The sequence below is a fragment of the Desulfosarcina variabilis str. Montpellier genome (assembly GCF_048565275.1).
Classification (GTDB): Bacteria; Desulfobacterota; Desulfobacteria; order Desulfobacterales; family Desulfosarcinaceae; genus Desulfosarcina; species Desulfosarcina variabilis.
This window is the reverse complement of the sequence record NZ_CP159846.1, coordinates 3,719,833-3,737,448: the sequence shown is the minus strand read 5'-3', so window position 1 is coordinate 3,737,448 and position 17,616 is coordinate 3,719,833. Positions and strand designations below refer to the sequence as shown.

Genomic DNA, 17,616 nt, shown 5'->3' with positions numbered 1-17,616 from the left:
TCACAATGCTCAATGAGCTGAAGGTTCGATGTTTTGATTCATACGGAAAAAATTATCAGGATCCCACTTGGTTTTGATCTTTACAAGTCGGTCCCACACAGCAGGAGGATAAGCCTCTTTAACTCTCTCTTTTCCTTCCTGGCTCATAAAATTGACATACACACCATCGGCAAATTCCCGAGTGGCGTCGTGTAAGTCCTTAACCCATGTCAGACAGCGTTCATCGTCTTCTACTTTTCGCCAGCGCGTATGAATATTTAACAGGAAAGGTGTCTTACGATGGGCATAGGCAGTAGCATCCTCAGGAATGCGGCTCTGGGCACCTTCCAGATGCGGGATAAATATCTCACATTCTTCAGACGGAAATTTTTCCGCATATTCGATTACCCGTTCGATGCATCCATCGGATAGGTCCTTTAGTTGGTGGGATTTCCAATAGTTCCTGGCGCCATGTTCCACTAGTGGATCGAATGCGGATTGCCAGGCAGTCCAGGGATTCATCGCAATCCATTCACCATGAGAGGGTGTTGCTTCACGAATGGGTACAAGCAGTTTTTCACCTTCCGTTTTCGCGCCCAGCCATGCGAACGCTACGACAACCACCTTTTTCCCGTGTACATCTTCAGGTAAAAATGGAAGCGGCGGGGCATGACGAACCACAACCCACGCCGACATATCATCAGGAAGGCTGCGAACATAATCACGATGAAATTGTAAATATGGCCTGGCATCTTCAAACCGTTTAACGATGAGTCCCGACAACACCTCGGTACCAATGGGTGCACACCTAAACTCGAAGGTTGTCACAACACCAAAATTTCCGCCACCGCCTCGGACAGCCCAGAATAGATCGGAGTTTTCATCAGCATTAGCGGTGACGACCTTTCCTTCAGCAGTGACAACTTCAGCGGAAATCAGATTGTCGACGGTCATGCCGTATTTGCGACCAATCCATCCGTATCCCCCACCCAGTGCCAGCCCCCCTACACCGGTATGAGAAATAATTCCTCCCGAGACAGCCAATCCATACAATTGGGTCTCGTGATCCACATCGCCAAGAAGGGCGCCTCCGTCAACACGCACGGTTTGATTATTTCTGTCAACGGTGACACTGCGCATCTGCGATAAGTCGATCATCACACCGCCATCGCAGGCGCCCGTGCCGGCTGAATTATGGCCGCCTCCTTTCACGGATGAGAGCAGTCGGTTTTCGCGTAAAAAATTAACCGCCCGGACCACGTCGCTCGTGCCCACACATCTTACGATAATCGCTGGTTTTTTATTGAAAAATCCGTTCCAGAGTTTACGTGCCTGATCATAGCCGTGTTGGTCAGGATATAAGACTCGGCCGCGGAATCCAGATTCAAATTCAGTCAACTGATCTTGGTTGAAGCTGGATTCACCACCATCCATGGTTTTTATGTATAAAGTGCTCATTTTGTAACCTCCTTTACTTCGTATGCTGTCGGTATTGTCTTGGCCAGTTCGGTTTCACGAAATTCGGATAGTGCTTTTTGATTTTCGAAAAAATAGATGCCACAGATATCTCCAGTAGACTCATCCCGTCCATAGATTTTCTGTATTAGTCCTGGAACATCCAGAAACCGAGGTCGACGCTCAAGCAGTCGGTTTTCTAACTCTGCAGAATCGAGATTTGATTTAGCACGTACGAATAATACTGTTGCCATTTCATCCTCCGCTTCTATTTATCCAAAGGATAATGCTGTATGATTTTGTGGTTTGCTATTATGCGGTTGTAGAATTTATTACGAAGGGAAATGGAAACTCGTTTTATTTTATTAATGGGCAGCTAAAGAAGATAGCCTTAATGCGGAATGCGAAAGAAATGAACAATGATTGGCCGAAACAAGTACATAACCCTTATGCAATAGAATACTACCACATTGTGGCATGTCAATGGGTATGGGTAGAATTTTTTTTGGATCTCCTATTCAAAACTGTTGTCAACGTCATTATATTAATCAAGTATAAGCCAGTTCAAGCTTGACGGGGTATGAGACTGATTGCTGCATTTTAATTTTACCTATAAAACAGGTATTTATGTTAGGTTTTATACTTAAACGGTAACGATTTGGCATGCGTACTATTCGTCCATTCGAAATTGTAATTTTAGCCTTTGCGCTGGGAGCAGGGATATTTCTGTTCGTTCGCGCGTGGATGCTATCGGATGCGGTTCCATTGGAATACAGAAGCGCCTCCCCGGGGTTTAACTGGGGGTGGGAATTTGATTACGAGGGGTCAATGCAAGCCGACAAATTCGGGGAAACAGCTTGGCCTTGGCCAGCCCAAAAGACCGGCAATCGGATAGTACTGCCCCAGAATCAACCCCTGGTGACCGAAGGCCTGAAACTCACCTACCAAGGCATGGTTGAATCGGATCGTTTCCGTTTGGATGTTGTCATTCAGAACCTGGATGCCGACGTCACCTACCCGCAAGAATTTGATACAACGGAAGCCGGAAAAGTCATTATTATTGATGAACAGCAATTTGTTCTGGAAAAAATCACACCACGCTATCTCCTCTTAATTGCCCAGCCAGACGCTGATCGGTAAGACTGGCGATTGACCGGATGAACTGCACTGCCTGGTCATAATCGTAATTGCGGATATACCCCTCCAGCGTCTGAAAGACTGCCGGAGGCAGATGTGGGCGGGCGGCTTCAAGGTGCTGTTCCACGGCAGCCGGATCGGAACGCTTCAGCGCATCGGTTAACGCGTCAAGGGCGTTTTTCAAGTGCTTTTCATTGATGGGCCGAGTCGGCGCGACAGTGGCTTTGCGCACCTTGGACGGCAGGATAGATGACAGGGATTGCAGTACTTCATCGAGTGCATCCTCTACATCGGCTACCAGCGACGATGGGGGTGGCGTGGAGGGGGACTCGGTGCAGGCCGCTTCGAGACGGTGGGCCTTGCCGCTCAATTTTTCAGCACGAATATTGGCCGCACTGCCCTTCAAGCTGTGGGCCAGCTGCCGCAGGGCTTCCCAATGCCGGGCCTCATAGGTGTTGCGTATTTTAGCGGCTCCATGGCGGTTATTATGAAAAAAGCGCACTAGGATATTTTTGAGACTGCCGGAATCGATGTTCAGTGCGCGCAATGCTTCTTCAATCTGGATACCCGGAAGATGTGCCGGAAGCGCAACCGGTTCAGTGGCCGCCGTCTCCAAAGGTTTGATATCCTTAAGTTCAGCCGCACCAGGATGGGGATGGGACCGGGCCAATTGCCAAAGCGTCTGGAAAAGTCGTTCCTGATTGATCGGTTTTGAGGCATATCCGTCCATGCCGGCACGCAGGCATTTTTCCTCATCCCCTTTCATCGCATGACCGGTCATGGCAATGATCGGAAGGCTGGCAAACCGTTCATCCTTGCGAATGATGCGCGTGGCTTCATAGCCGTTCATCACCGGCATTTCAATGTCCATCATCACCGCGTCAAAGGTCTGCCGGTCGAGGGCGTCGACGGCCTCCTGGCCATTGGCAACCAGAACGGCTGATACCCCGGCCTTTTCGAGAACAGCCCGCACGACCTCCTGGTTGGTGGGATTGTCCTCGGCCACCAACACGCGCAGGCCTCGCAGGCGGTCCCGATAGAGGGAGGGGTGGGGCGGCGCATGCGCCGCCGGCGTTGCAGTGTGCGCCGGACTCAGGCCGAGCGCATCCCTGACGGCGTCCAGCAGTTCGGCAGCACGAAATGGTTTGGTTAAAAACCCGTTGATACCGGTTTCCTGTGCCAGGGTGAGTTGTTTTTCCGAGCCGAACGCCGTCAGCATGATAATGGGAACCTCCATTTGCAATTCCTGCCGTATGGTTTGTGAGGCCGCCATCCCATCCATGGCGGGCATGAGCCAGTCCATGATAATCAGATCCACGGACTGATCCTGTGCCTGTCGTTTCTTTAAAAGGTGCAGGGCATGCGCGCCCGAATCCGCACTCAATACCTTTAGCCCCCATGAGGACAACAGCTTTTTAAGGATTTGCCGACTGTCGGCACAGTCGTCCACAATCAGCGCGACCCGTCCGCTCAGCACAGCCGGCGGCACAATCTTTTTCTCCTGGTCCGGTGGCTGCCGATCGAACCGGGCGCTGAAACGGAAGGTGCTGCCCTGCCCCAATTCACTGTCGACCCAGATTTCGCCTTCCATCAGAGAGACCAGTTGCTTGCAAATGCTCAGTCCCAGGCCAGTGCCCCCGTATTTCCGGGCCGTGCTCTTGTCCGCTTGGCTAAACGGCCGAAACAATTTATCTTTTTGTTCTGCCGAAATCCCGATACCCGTATCTTTGACAAATAACTCGAGGGTGGCCCGGTCAGGCGAAACATCCCGCGACTGCACACCGGCCAGAATGACCCCGCCGTTGTCCGTGAATTTGACCGCATTGCTGATCAGATTGGTCAGAATTTGCTGCACGCGCAGTGCATCGCCGATAAGGTTCTGCGGAACGTCAGGATCAATATCGACCAATAGCTCAATTTTCTTTTCCACAGCCCGCTCGAGAAACATGTCCATGACCCGTCCCAGCACCTGGTCCAACCGGAAGGGCTGCTTTTCAAGTTCGAGTTTACCGGCCTCGATCTTGGAGAAATCCAGAAGGTCATTGATAATTCCCAGCAATGAATAGGCTGAGGCGTGGATGATCTTCATGTATCTTTCGATTTTGGGAGACAAGGCTTCATCGAGCGCCAAATCGGCTGCGACAATCACCCCGTTCATGGGGTTGCGGATTTCATGGCTCATGCTGGCCAGAAATTCACTTTTGGCCTGGGTCGCGGCTTCAGCCGCTTTTTCAGCACGCTGACGTTCTTTTACTTCCGCCTCCAACTCGCGTTGCGAATGCTTGAGATGGCGGTTTAACTTTAAAATGACAAGGCTGGCAGCCAACATGCTCACAAACAGCACCGCCAGCGTCAGCATCCAGCGCCAGTAATTGCGAATCACATCCGCCAGGCTGACCTTACCCAAGTCGCGATAAGGCCCGACGCGTAATGCCTTCAGACAGTCATGCACAGGCTGGTAATTATGCGGAATCGTCCATCCGGCGCATTGGGCCGCAACAGCCGCAGGATCTTCAGGCGACATGTCAAGCAAGGCACGCACAACGGCCTTGGCCAAGGCATCCGGGGTTTGTTTGGTCTTGGCCAGGGGCCATTCCGGATAGAGCCGCGTAGAACGCTGAAAGGGAAACGTATCTTCACGATCGTGGTCGGAGCCGATAACATAAAATTCGTCTGCCGCAATTTTTCCCTCTCCCAGCATGCGCTCCAACGTGTCGGTTCGAACTGTTCCCACATCCACGCTGCCTTTTCGCACCGCATAGATGACACGGTCATGCGTTTCACCGAACTGCAGGTCGCCGAAGTAGCGATAGGGGTTGACCCCGCGGTCATGAAGCTCGCGCCAGACCGCAAGCCATCCCCCCAAGGAATTTTCCTCAACACCCATGAGGCGCTTGCCTTTAAGATCTTCCCAACGGCGAATATCCAGACGATCGCGGCGCGTAAAAACAACACCCCCATAACGTGTGAAACCCTGATCCTGGTACCTGTTTTTAAGGGTCACGATGCGATTGGCGCCATACTTGATTTCCAGCTCGACGTAAAATGCTGGATTACAAAAAATGAAGCTGACCCGCTCCCGGGCTACGGCATCATAAATTTCTTCGAATTGTAGCGGCAGGATGACAAAGACCCGATTGGGGATGCAGTCGGTCAAATACTGCGCCGTAGGGGTCCATCTTTTCAGGCATTGAACCGCACCCCGCTTGGCCAATACACCGATGTGGACTTGTGTGTCATCCGCCCGGCAATACGGTGCATGCCATAGCGATGTAAAGCTAAAACACACACACAACAGCAAAATAGCCACGTTCGCAGCTGAAGGCAATCTGTGAAACATGCGCCTGAATGCTTTCAATATCATTGAAAGGAAGGACCGGGTGAACACCCGATAGCGCAAGATCAAGATGAGCGGCAACCATGCAATACCGTCCCGGTCTTATAAGTTTTATCAATTATTTTATTCAATTATATGAAATGCGGTCCTGAAAGTCCACCCTATTGTCCGGTTAGTATAAGGGTCCTGTTCTGGGCTTTACCCCGCGTCAATCATCCATTCAGTCTGGTGCCCCGCCCTTTAACGGGTGCGCCCTGGCCCTCCATTTATTGATGCGCTTCCACATATCTGGCATAAAAAATGTAGTGCGATATGGCTGTTACAGTTTTCATCCGAACTGCTAGACAACGGCAAACCACCTGAAAAGGTGGGACGCAAAGCCACTGGCCTTGAGCCTTTCGCAAGAAGGGTATGGCAGCAGAGCTACCTAAGGCAAACGGCTGCATCCTTCGTGGATTCACCGGGTGTCAAAGAATTCACGGAGGTTTTTCATGTTATCCAGTATTTTTGAACGATTTCGCAGAGTCAGAGGCGCCATCTCCGTTTTTTTAGGTCTTCTGATCTTTCTCCCGGTAGTTGCATTTGCCGCCCAAGTGACCGTGGCCTGGGATCCAAACACCCCGACGCCGGACGGTTACCGTCTTTACCAGCGCCTGGATGGGCAGGACTATGACTACACTGAAGCGGTCTGGGAGGGGACGGATACCACCACAACCATTTATGATCTGGCTGATGACCAGCGATACTATTTTGTAGTCAGGGCGTATACAGGAGCATACGAAAGCGGTGATTCAAATGAGATCACTTTCATCTCCGAATCAACGCCACCAGAAATAACGACCTATACGATAGCACAAATGGCCGAAGTCACGCTGGCATGGGATCCAAATGATCCTGCACCGGATTTTTATTGTCTCTTTATGCGCACCGAAGGGCAAAGCTACAATTATGAACAACCGTGCTGGTCTGGCACAGGTACTTTAACGACAGTGTACAACCTGGATTATGACACTACCTATTATTTTGTGGTACGTGCCCAGATTGGAGATTCCCAGAGTTCAGATTCCAATGAAATCTCATTCCGGGCGTCGTCACCGGTGTCCGAGACATACACCATTACGTCTTCTAATGGTAATAACGGCAGCATCAGCCCTTCAGGTACGACAACGGTCAGTTCGGGCGATAGCCAGGGATATACGATCACTCCGAATGCCGGCTATCATATTTCGAATGTAATCGTTGATGGAACATCTGTTGGTGCCGTGGTGACCTACTCGTTTAGCAATGTTTCCGCCGATCACACCATCAGCGCCAGCTTCGCCGTTGACACCTATACGTTGACGGCCTCTGCGGGAGCCCACGGCAGCATCAGCCCTTCAGGGACTACAGCGGTCAGTTCGGGTAATAGCCAGGGGTATACGATCACACCGGATGCCGGCTATCATGTATCGGATGTAATCGTTGATGGAACGTCTGTTGGTGCCGTGGCCACCTACTCGTTTAGCAATGTTTCCGCCAATCACACCATCAGTGCCAGCTTTGCCGTTGACACCTATACGTTGACGGCCTCTGCAGGAGCCCACGGCAGCATTAGCCCTTCAGGGACTACAGCGGTCAGTTCGGGTAATAGCCAGGGGTATACGATCACACCGGATACCGGATACCACGTATCGGATGTAATTGTTGATGGTAAATCCATGGGTGCGGTAAGCGCTTACACATTCAGCAATATTACCAGCAACCATAGCATCAGCGCGGTGTTCGAAGCAGAAACGTTTGTTATCACCGCCAGTTCGAATGCAAACGGCGACATTAGCCCCGGCAATTCGGTAACGGTTGAGTATGGTGCCAGCCAGTCCTTCACCTTCACTGCGGATACCGGTTATCATATTGAAGATGTACAGGTTGATGGTCAATCCGTAGGGGTTTGCAGATCCTACACGTTTACGGACGTATCAACGGACCATGCCCTGAACGTGGTGTTTTCCGAGACCACACCGGTAAACCTGTGGCTGGAGGCGGAAGATGGCGATTTGCAGTGGCCAATGGAGATTGCCGATGATGAGAAGGCCAGCGCCGGGGGCTACGTCTGGGTGCCTGAAGGTACGGGTAGCTACAGCAGTGTTTCGGATGGTGCCGGTTTCGCCGAATACACGGTTGACCTGCCCGAAGCGGGCGAGTACGTGATTTGGGGACGCCAGGTGTCAAACAATGGCGCCAGCGATTCCTTCTTCGTCTCTATAGACGGCCAACCCGAGATTGTATGGCATACGCGACCGGGAGGTGAAGATCAATGGACGTGGGACGCAGTGAGTATAAGGGATGCAGAAAATCCTGATTATGCATGCGACAAGCAGCGTTTTCTGCTTTCTAGTGGCCAGCATACCTTGAGAATTTCTCAACGAGAAGACGGGACAAAGCTGGACAAACTTCTGATCACGAATCAGACGGATCTTGACGACCCGGAACCCAATACGATTCTGGAAGCTATGGAATTCGGTGAGGTGGAGATTAATCACAAATGGTTCAGGGTCAACTTTGAAAAAACATTCAACAATCCCGTGGTGGTTGCCGGACCGATCAGCTTGAATGGCGGCCAACCAGCGGTGATTCGAATCAAGAATGTAGACCCCACCGGGTTCGAGATCCGCATTCAGGAGTGGGGATATTTAGATGGTTCCCATGTGGTCGAGACGGTGAGTTACATGGTCATGGAAGCCGGCAGTTACTCACTGCCCGATGGCACTCGCATTGAAGCGAATACCATAGAAACACAAGCGGCATCCAGCTATGAACCGATTGGCTTCAGTGAAGGATTCAATGTCGCTCCGATAGTGATGACCTCACTGACCAGTTTCAATGATGCCGAAACGGTGACAGGACGCATCAAACAAGTTACAACCGATGGATTCAGTTACCGTATGAGGGAGCAGGAGTCGAATACCCAGGACCACTTGGCCGAGACACTTTCTTATATCGCCTGGGAACCGTCATTGGGTACCATAGGAGATGTCAATTACAATGTGGGCCGGACTGCCGATGCAGTGACACACAAAACCTACTCGCTTTTATTTGACACTCAATTCGCTTCCCCGCCGACGTTTTTGGCGGACATGCAGACAACCGACGGTGGGGATACGGCCAATGTGCGGTGTAAAAATAAAGCCGGTGATGCTGTTGAGGTCTTGATTGATGAAGAACAATCACGGGATTCGGAAACGGGCCATACAACCGAAGTGGTCGGGTTTATTGCATTGGAGCAACAATAAAGAATAACAAATTGCCTCATTGATCTATTGCAGGCATGTGATACGGTCAGTCACCGTAAAAAGCAGGGGGTACTCCCCCTGCTTTTTTTTCAGCGCTTCACTTCAGACCAGCCGGTAAATGTCCTCGCCAATGGCTTAACCGATCAAGATACCCATATAAACGTTTCAATCGCTGTTTTCCATCACGACTTGTCGGCGAAAGAAGCTGTATTGGGAACGGGGAATATGATATTTGTATTAAATGGAAGCCGCTAAACGAATTACCGGCCTACTGGTATTGATGGTAGCCGTCCTGACCAATTGCACATTTACCGGGCATTCCGGTTACAGCGACCAACAGGACACCTCGGCCATGCTGTCGCTGAATGATCAACTCATCTGGCAAAAACGCATAGCCGGAAGAAATCCCCCACATGCGCTAAAGGCACTGACCATTACCAGCCCCGATGATGGTGCCCTGTTTCCCCCCGAGTTCGCTGCGCCGACATTTTGCTGGGCTGACACCTGTGAAGCGTCCACCCACTGGCTCGTTGTACTGCGTTTTGGCGATGCTAAGGACCCTTTGATGGTCATTAGCCGCAGGCCGCAGTGGACACCGGAAAGATCCATTTGGGACACCATCAAGGCCCGATCAACCGCCAACCCCGCTGAGGTTACGGTTTTCGGCGTTTGTCTGACACCGGTAAAATCCATTACCTCCCAAGGCCGTATTCAAATATCCACATCAACCGATCGCGTCGGCGCAGCCATCTTCTATCGCCAGGTACCACTGCCCTTTCCCACCGGGAAAAAGGCCGTCCAGACAATGAAGTGGCGCTTGGGCGATATCGCATCTTACGATGCGCCGCCGGTGGTGATGGAAAACATCTCCACCTGCGCCGGCTGCCATCTGTTCTCCAGTGACGGCCGTCTGATCAGCATGGAGATGAACTATAAAAATGACAGCGGCGCCCATGTTATCGCCCCGGTTGAAAAACACATTGCGCTTTCAGCAAACGGTTTCATGACCTGGAGAGATTTCCCCAAACCGGACCTGCTGCCGCCGACCCGGGGAACATTTGCCAAACTCTCGTCTAGCGGCAAAACCATGGTTGGTACGGTTAACGAAATATCCTTTTTCGCCTTGACCAATGATCCGGCTTTCTGCCAGCTTTTTTTTCCCACCTATGGCATTCTTGCCTGGTATGACGTTGCCAGCCGGACGTTGCATGGATTGCCCGGAGCCGATGATATCGATTTCGTCCAGACTGATCCGAGCTGGAGCCCGGATGAGAAAACCATTGTATTTGCCCGCACGGAAAAACGAAATACCTATCACGCGGACATCACCAACGTTCGTACACGCATCATTGATGCCGATATACACGCCCTGAACAAAAAGTACCCGATCCAGTTTGATCTTTACCGTATGGCCTTTAACAATGGCCGGGGCGGTGTTCCCCAGCCCCTTGAAGGGGCCAGCAACAACGGCATGAGCAATTATTTTGCCCGATACACTCCGGATGGCCGCTGGATCGTTTTTACGCGCAGCCGATCCGGTATCATGCTCCAGCCCGATAGTGAGCTCTTTATAGTGTCGGCAAGCGGTGGCACGCCCCGCCGCATGCACTGCAACCGCGACCGGTTCAACTCCTGGCACAGCTTTTCCCCCAACGGCCGGTGGATGCTCTTCACATCCAAGGTCAATTCGGATTATACTGAAATTTTTCTGACCCATATCCATGAAAACGGCATGGACAGTGTCCCGGTATGCCTGTCCCGTTTCAGTGACGCCCGGATGGCCGCCAATGTGCCGGAGTTCGTCAATCTTCCGGCCAATGCGATTCGCCGGATAACGCCGGCTGCCGATTAGCGCTGTTAAGAACTGTTCTCAAACCGGTGAAACGTCCATCTACCTTTGAACAGGAGTGTTTCTATGCGAAAGGTTATTTTTCTCATCGTGTTGTTGATGGTCGTCATGACCGGATGCAATGCCTTCAAGGCAGCCAAGCTAAAGCAAAAATACGGCCCGGTGCAAAGCAAGGTGGATCGGCTCGTGGCGGCGCACGCACCCGGTGAGATCTCATTTTACAAGGATGTGCAGCCCATTTTGGAGCGCCGCTGCAGTGTCTGCCACAGCTGTTACGATGCGCCCTGCCAGTTGAAGACGACCTGCTTCGAGGGCATTGAACGCGGCGGGACCAAAGCCCTGGTCTACAATGCCGCCCGGCTGACCGCGGACACGCCGACCCGGCTGCACGTCGATGCGGACAGCGTCCAAGAATGGCGGAACCTTGGATTTCATCCGGTATTGAACGAAAGAGATCAGGTGCCCGTGGCCCAACTGGAAAACTCGCTATTGAACCTGATGCTGCAACTGAAAAAGGACAATCCCCTCCCCCAAACCGACCTGTTGCCGCAAACCTTCGATATTCGCCTGGACCATGAATATATCTGTACCACGGTCGAGGATTTTCCGGATTTCAAGGAGAAATACTCCTTGTGGGGCATGCCTTACGCCCTTCCCGCCCTGACCGATGAAGAGCGGGAAATCATCGTGGCCTGGTTGCGCCAGGGCGCCCGCATTGCCCCCAAGCCGAAGCTGTCGGATCAGTCCATGCAGGTGATCGGCCGCTGGGAGACGTTTATGAACGGCACGTCCCTGAAGGAACGGCTGATGTCCCGATATCTCTACGAGCATCTGTTCATCGGCCGTATTCATTTCGAATCCATGCCCGAGCGTGAGTTCTACCGCCTGGTTCGATCAACAACACCACCCGGCCAGCCGGTGGTTGAAATCAATACGATCAGGCCTTACGCGGATCCCGGCCCGGATCCTTTCTACTATCGTTTTCGAAGGCTCGAAAGGACGATCGCCGTCAAGGACCACACGGTCTACCACATGACTGCAGATAAAATGGCGCGCTACCGGGAGCTGTTCCTGGAAAAGGATGTCGTCGTCACCCGGCTGCCGGGATATGATCCAGCCACGACAGCCAACCCGTTCAAGACCTTTGCCGAGCTGCCGGCACTCTCCCGATACCGGTTCATGCTGGATGATGCCCGCTTTTTCGTGGAGGGTTTTATCAAGGGGCCCGTGTGCCGTGGCCAGGTGGCCCTGAACGTGATCAACGATCATTTTTTTGTGGTCTTCTTCGATCCGGAAAAAGATACGATCAGTAATGATACGCGATTTTTAAGCGAGGTCAGCGATCTGCTGGGCATCCCGTCGGAGCGCAAAAGCACCTTGCGACTGCTGAGTACCTGGCATCATTATGCCAAACTCCAGAAAGAATACCTGGTCGCCAAGGAAAAATATCTGATGCAGCTTAATCCGGACGATATCGGCAATGACATCAGTTATGTCTGGGACGGTGACGGCATCAATCCCAACGCCCTCCTGACGGTGTTCCGACATTTCGACAGCGCCAGCGTGGTCAATGGATTTGTCGGTAAGATGCCCAAAACCGGGTGGGTGATCGACTACCCCCTTTTCGAACGCATCCATTATCTGCTGGTGGCCGGGTTCAATGTATACGGCAATCTGGGGCATCAGCTGGAAACACGCCTGTATATGGATTTTCTGCGCATGGAAGGCGAGAATAATTTTCTCAGCTTTCTGCCCATCAACAGCCGCCGGGAGATCTGGGCCGACTGGTACACCGACGCCCGTGAAGGCGCGGAGAACTATCTGGACGAGCAGTTCCGGGGCCTTCAGCGCACCACCCGCATCAACTATCATACCGATGACCCCAAAACCGAGTTTTTCCATCAATTGATCGCCTACGCCGGCAAGGCCACCGACACGCACGATATTCTCAACCGCTGCCCAGACGACGACTGCTTTGACAAGGATGCTAGTCCCGCGGAAAAGCGGGCCGACCGGGCAATGCGCAAGGTGGCGAATATTCATGGTCTGCAGGTCCAGGCCCTTCCTGATGTCACGTTTGTCCATGTTGATACCGGCAAGGACAGCGAGGATCTGGCCTACACGATCATCCGCAACAAGGCCCTTAGCAACAATTCGATGCTGTTCCGGGAAGACCGCCGCCGGGTTCCCGAAAATGATACGCTGACCGTGGTCAAGGGGCATGTCGGCAGCTATCCCAACGCCTTCAGCCGCATTTTTATTGATGAAATCGAGGACTGCATCGAGCGCTACCTCAAAATCAAAGACGCGCTCGACTACTATAACTTCGCCAAGCGGTACGGCACCCAGCGCAACAGCCCCATTTTTTGGCAGGAATCGGACTGGCACTACCGCAAATTTGGCAATGAACGGCCGGTCGAGGCCGGCGTGTTCGATATGTACCGGTTTCACCGCATCGCGGAAAAGTCAGACGCCCAATTCACCTGGTAATCCGATGTTTTTTTGGTCAATCCTTACGGTTCGGGCGCTGGAAAAATGTACACATACGAAGCGCAAAAATCTTGATAAAGCCGCCCGAATGATTGCAGGGCACTAGTCCGCCTTTTTGAAAGCCTCCCGAGCGCCTTGCAGGTCGCCCAGCCGGTTGCGGGCCTCACCGATGATGCGCCAATTTTTTGCTTTCAGATCGCTGTCGGTTCCCGCCAGCACATTGGATTTTGCCGCCATGTTCTCGGCCTGCCGGTATCGGCCCTGCGCCAGTCGGACCCGAGCCAGTTCGTGCCACAGTACGGGATTACGTGGCTCGATGCGCAATGCGCGCTCCAGGTTGGCACCGGCCTCATCCATTTGGCCTGCGGCGGATTGATCACCCGCTTTGCTGAGCAATGCAATCACCGCCGTATTGTCTGAGGGGGTTGTCTGAGGCGCTTCGGTCTGTCTCAGACCGGCACAGCCTCCCATAAGGAGCATGGTGATCAGAATGACGATCCAATGGCTAATCGTTTTCATCGAAACAACCTCTTAAACCAGTTTTTTATGGATTTAGTGGTAGAAGGACCGCAGGCGGCGGAATCGGTCGGCGCAGAGCCCTCAACAAAGGGCAGCTCAATGGCATTGGGACAATCACTGTCGCTGAGCAGTCCTGATACGGGGTCGATCCAGACCCGTTCAATACCATCCGGCTGCGGTAATATGAGCGGTTCGGGATCAAGTCCGGCCATCATTTCGCCCCAGACGCTCATGGCGCCGGAGGTGCCGGTCAAACCAATGGTCTGGTTGTCGTCCCGGCCGACCCAGACCACGGCCAGCCGGTCACCGGTAAACCCCGCAAACCAACTGTCGCGAAGATCATTGGTGGTACCCGTTTTCCCCGCTATTTGTAAATCGGAAGGCAAGCGCGCTGCCAGCCCGCGAGCCGTCCCCTCTCGCACCACGTCCTGGAGCGCCACGGTGATCAGGTAGAGCGAGGCCGGATCGATCACCTGTTCGACTTCCAAGGCATAGCGCTGCAACGACTCGCCATCGGCGGTCAATACTTCACGGATCGCTTTCAGCGGTGTTCGGAAGCCGCCGGCGGCAATGGTCTGGTAAACCTGGGTGATCTCCATGGGCGACAAGGCATTGGCACCAAGCAGACTCGATGCATAAGCGGGCACTTCACGGTCCATTCCCAGGCGCTTCAGGTTATCCATGACCGAATCCAGGCCAATGTCCAGTCCCAGTCTCACGGTGGACACGTTGTAGGAATGGGCCAGGGCGGTCTGCAGCAAAACATTGCCGTGGAACTGCTTGTCGTAGTTCTTCGGCGCCCAGTCCTTGGTTCCCGGTTGTTTGAGCACCAGCGGACTGTCATCCAGCAGGGTTGCCAATGTGTAGTGCCGCGAGTCCTGAAGTGCGGTGAGGTAGACAATCGGCTTGATCAGCGAACCGATGGGTCGGCGGGCGTTAAGCGCCCGGTCGAATCCTTTGTATCGCGGCTTGCGATCGCCGACCAATGCCTGAACCTCGGCGTCATGGACACTCGTCACCACGATCGCACCTTGCAGACCGGCGACATTGCCGCCCCTGCTTTTTTCCAGCACAGACAGACGCCCGGCCAAAGCCTTCTCGGACACGTCCTGCACCCGGGGATCGAGTGTTGTAATGATTCGCAACCCCTCCGAGCGCAGGTCCTTTTCCCGATAGTCCCGCCGCAACTGGCGCATTACCAGGTCGAGAAACGCCGGATAGGGCGATGTCCCCCGGGGGGGCCGGTCGACGACGCCCAGAGGCGCTATCCGAGCCCTCATCTGCTGAGTTTTGGTAATGAATCCGCTTTCGGTCATGCTCTCCAGCACGACATTACGCCGCTGCATGGCACGTTGGGGAAAGCGGCGGGGATTATAGTAGGCCGGTCCTTTAAGAAGCGCCACCATCAGGGCGGCTTCGGAAAGGCTGATCTTCTCCAGCGGCTTATCGAAGAAAAAAGAGGCCGCCAGACCGAAGCCGTGAATGGCGCGATTGCCATCTTGAGCGAAATAGACCTCGTTGAGATAGGTTTCGAGAATTTCTTCTTTGCTGTAATGAATCTCCAGCAGCACCGCCATGACCATTTCCGTGAACTTGCGCTTCAGCGTCCGGTCGGCGGTCAGGTAGAAATTTTTTACCAGCTGCTGGGTCAGGGTGCTGCCGCCCTGCATCCCCCCGCCGGTCATAATGGTAAAAACGGCCCGGGCAATACCGCGCGGGTCCACGCCATGGTGACTGTAAAAACGGTTGTCCTCCACGGCGATCAGGGCATCGACAACATGTTTGGGCACATCCTTCAACCCAACCAGCACGCGGTCTTCATTTTTTCCGGGGTAGATACCGCCAATCATCACCGGATCCAGACGGACCAGGTCGAGTTGGGCGCCGTCAGCCCGCTGCTTCAGCGCCTTAACGCCACGATCATCAAAAGTCACCTGCAGCGCTACCGATTCCTGACGGTCAGTTCCAAAATCAAAAGGTCTTGTCACCAAGTCCACGACCTGATTCCGCAGGTGGTAGCTTCCCGGTTCGCCGGACCGGCTCGTTTCCCGGTAACCTAATAAATTCAACTCTGCCAAAAGCTCTGTCCGGCCCAACTTCAGACCGGGATAGAGCTCCAGTGGTCGGGCATACACCCGCGCCGGTAATGCAAACCGCTTGCCCTCAAATCGCGTCCGAACCGTTAAATCAAGATAGGCAACATAGGCCGCCGCCAACAGTACGCTGAGCAGTATTGTTATGAAAAACAGCTTTTTCCAGGTAATCCGCCGTTTCTTTTTAAGCGTCGTTGACCGTTTCGCCATTTCGACAATCCGAATATTGTGAGGTAGTGCATCAGGCCGCTTTGCGATCAATGCTGCATGCGCGTCCCCAAGATATCCCTTCGCACGCTATTTTTACCGGGGCCCGTCGTGCTCATCCATCAAACATCTCATAAAGCATTTATTGATATCCTGTCAGGACCCGTTCGTCAATTGCCGGACTCGAATCAAGGGGCTTTGAGGGATTCATCTTAAGGGGTATCAAGTCTGTTTTTGGCTTTTTATGCCTTTTATTGTAATGTTGGGAGACGCAAACTTTTTCGATGCACCATTTAATGTGTGCCTTCGCTGGGCATTTTTTGCAGATGCCAAAATAACCCCTTATGTGCGTGCCGGTGTGTCCTCGCATTTCGTTAGTGGCGATTATTTGGTCTTTTCGCCGTATTTTAACGGCGCTCTCGAACCACGATAATAACGCCGGTGAGGATGGCGGCGCTGCCCACATACCCCAGTAGCCCGAATGATTCATGCCACCAGAAAAACGCCACCACCGAGGCCACCACAGGCTCGATGGTAGCGGTGATGGCTGCCTTGGAGGCCTCCAGGTATTTGAGGCCCTGGTAGTAGAAAAAATAACCACCATAGGTGGTGAGCAATGCGATGCAAAACAGCGCCGCCCATGCAGTGGTGCTTTTGGGGCTGAAATCAACCCAGGGAAACAAGGTCGCCGCGCCAATGGGCAAGAGATAGAAGAAAAGATTCGGCGATGAATATCTTCTCGAAAAATATTTGCCGAAAATGAAGTACAGTGAATAGCTGAATCCCGAAGCCAGGCCATAGAATACGGCGTTGCCGGAAACGGCAATGCTGCCACCGCCGCCCGCCACGCAGACAACGCCGCCCAAGGTCAGCGCAAGGGCCGTCAGCTTGATTGGGGTGAGTGTTTCTTTAAACGTAAAACGGGCAATCACCGTCACCCAGGCCGGTGCGGTATAAAGCAGGACCGATGCCATGGCAGCGCCGCCACTTTCGATGGCAAGCTGATAAACCCCATAGAACAGGGTGATGCCCGTCAGGGCGAAAAGCACCACCATGGGCAGATCTCGCATGGCCATCTTGACCCTTTTGGTCAATACCGCATGGGTCCCGAAAAAAATCCACGCCAGGGAAGCGCGCCAAAAGGCAACCTCCATGGGCCCCAGACCTTCGGAAAACGCCAATCGTGAGAAAGGCCCGATAACACCCCACAATACGCCGGCCGCGCCAATGAACAGGTACCCCCGCAATACCATCTATCCCCTCTCACAAGGCAATTGAATG

At 53.1% G+C, this 17,616-nt stretch carries 10 protein-coding genes and 1 riboswitch; of the genes, 4 read left to right on the top strand and 6 right to left on the bottom strand.

Annotation, left to right across the window (positions count from 1 at the left end; translation table 11 throughout):
- Positions 1–9: 9 nt before the first annotated feature.
- Positions 10–1,437 (bottom strand): FAD-binding oxidoreductase, encoded by a 1,428-nt coding sequence (locus Dvar_RS16895; protein ID WP_419662861.1) that lies wholly within the window; start codon positions 1,435–1,437, stop codon positions 10–12.
- Positions 1,434–1,688 (bottom strand): YdhR family protein, encoded by a 255-nt coding sequence (locus Dvar_RS16890; protein ID WP_419662860.1) that lies wholly within the window; start codon positions 1,686–1,688, stop codon positions 1,434–1,436. Before Dvar_RS16890 ends, Dvar_RS16895 begins: the two co-directional genes overlap by 4 nt.
- 409 nt (positions 1,689–2,097) lie before the next feature.
- Between Dvar_RS16890 and Dvar_RS16885 the strand changes: the two genes are divergently transcribed.
- A complete protein-coding gene (locus Dvar_RS16885) occupies positions 2,098–2,574 on the top strand; it encodes a hypothetical protein (protein ID WP_419662859.1) in 477 nt (158 codons plus the stop codon).
- On the opposite strand, the gene Dvar_RS16880 is transcribed toward Dvar_RS16885, so the two are convergent.
- Positions 2,525–5,911 (bottom strand): response regulator, encoded by a 3,387-nt coding sequence (locus tag Dvar_RS16880; protein WP_419662858.1) that lies wholly within the window; start codon positions 5,909–5,911, stop codon positions 2,525–2,527. The genes Dvar_RS16885 and Dvar_RS16880 overlap by 50 nt on opposite strands.
- Before the next feature lie 336 nt (positions 5,912–6,247).
- A riboswitch (cyclic di-GMP riboswitch) is annotated at positions 6,248–6,339 on the top strand.
- Positions 6,340–6,399: 60 nt separating this feature from the next.
- Between Dvar_RS16880 and Dvar_RS16875 the strand changes: the two genes are divergently transcribed.
- The 3 genes from Dvar_RS16875 (at position 6,400) to Dvar_RS16865 (ending at position 13,516) form a co-directional block, all read left to right on the top strand.
- Complete coding sequence (locus Dvar_RS16875) at positions 6,400–9,177, top strand: InlB B-repeat-containing protein (RefSeq protein WP_419662857.1); 2,778 nt, start codon at positions 6,400–6,402, stop codon at positions 9,175–9,177.
- 241 nt (positions 9,178–9,418) lie between these two features.
- The gene (locus Dvar_RS16870; protein ID WP_419662856.1) at positions 9,419–11,029 is read left to right on the top strand and encodes a TolB family protein; all 1,611 of its coding nucleotides are present in this window, start codon (positions 9,419–9,421) and stop codon (positions 11,027–11,029) included.
- A 63-nt stretch (positions 11,030–11,092) separates the two neighbouring features.
- A complete protein-coding gene (locus Dvar_RS16865; protein ID WP_419662855.1) occupies positions 11,093–13,516 on the top strand; it encodes a fatty acid cis/trans isomerase in 2,424 nt (807 codons plus the stop codon).
- A 102-nt stretch (positions 13,517–13,618) separates the two neighbouring features.
- On the opposite strand, the gene Dvar_RS16860 is transcribed toward Dvar_RS16865, so the two are convergent.
- The 3 genes from Dvar_RS16860 to Dvar_RS16850 form a co-directional block, all read right to left on the bottom strand.
- The gene (locus Dvar_RS16860) at positions 13,619–14,035 is read right to left on the bottom strand and encodes a tetratricopeptide repeat protein (RefSeq protein WP_419662854.1); all 417 of its coding nucleotides are present in this window, start codon (positions 14,033–14,035) and stop codon (positions 13,619–13,621) included.
- A complete protein-coding gene (mrcB, locus tag Dvar_RS16855; RefSeq protein ID WP_419662853.1) occupies positions 14,032–16,338 on the bottom strand; it encodes a penicillin-binding protein 1B in 2,307 nt (768 codons plus the stop codon). Before mrcB ends, Dvar_RS16860 begins: the two co-directional genes overlap by 4 nt.
- Before the next feature lie 404 nt (positions 16,339–16,742).
- Positions 16,743–17,588 carry a DMT family transporter gene (locus Dvar_RS16850; RefSeq protein ID WP_419662852.1) on the bottom strand — a complete coding sequence of 282 codons (846 nt, stop codon included), beginning with the start codon at positions 17,586–17,588 and terminating at the stop codon, positions 16,743–16,745.
- Positions 17,589–17,616 lie beyond the last annotated feature (28 nt).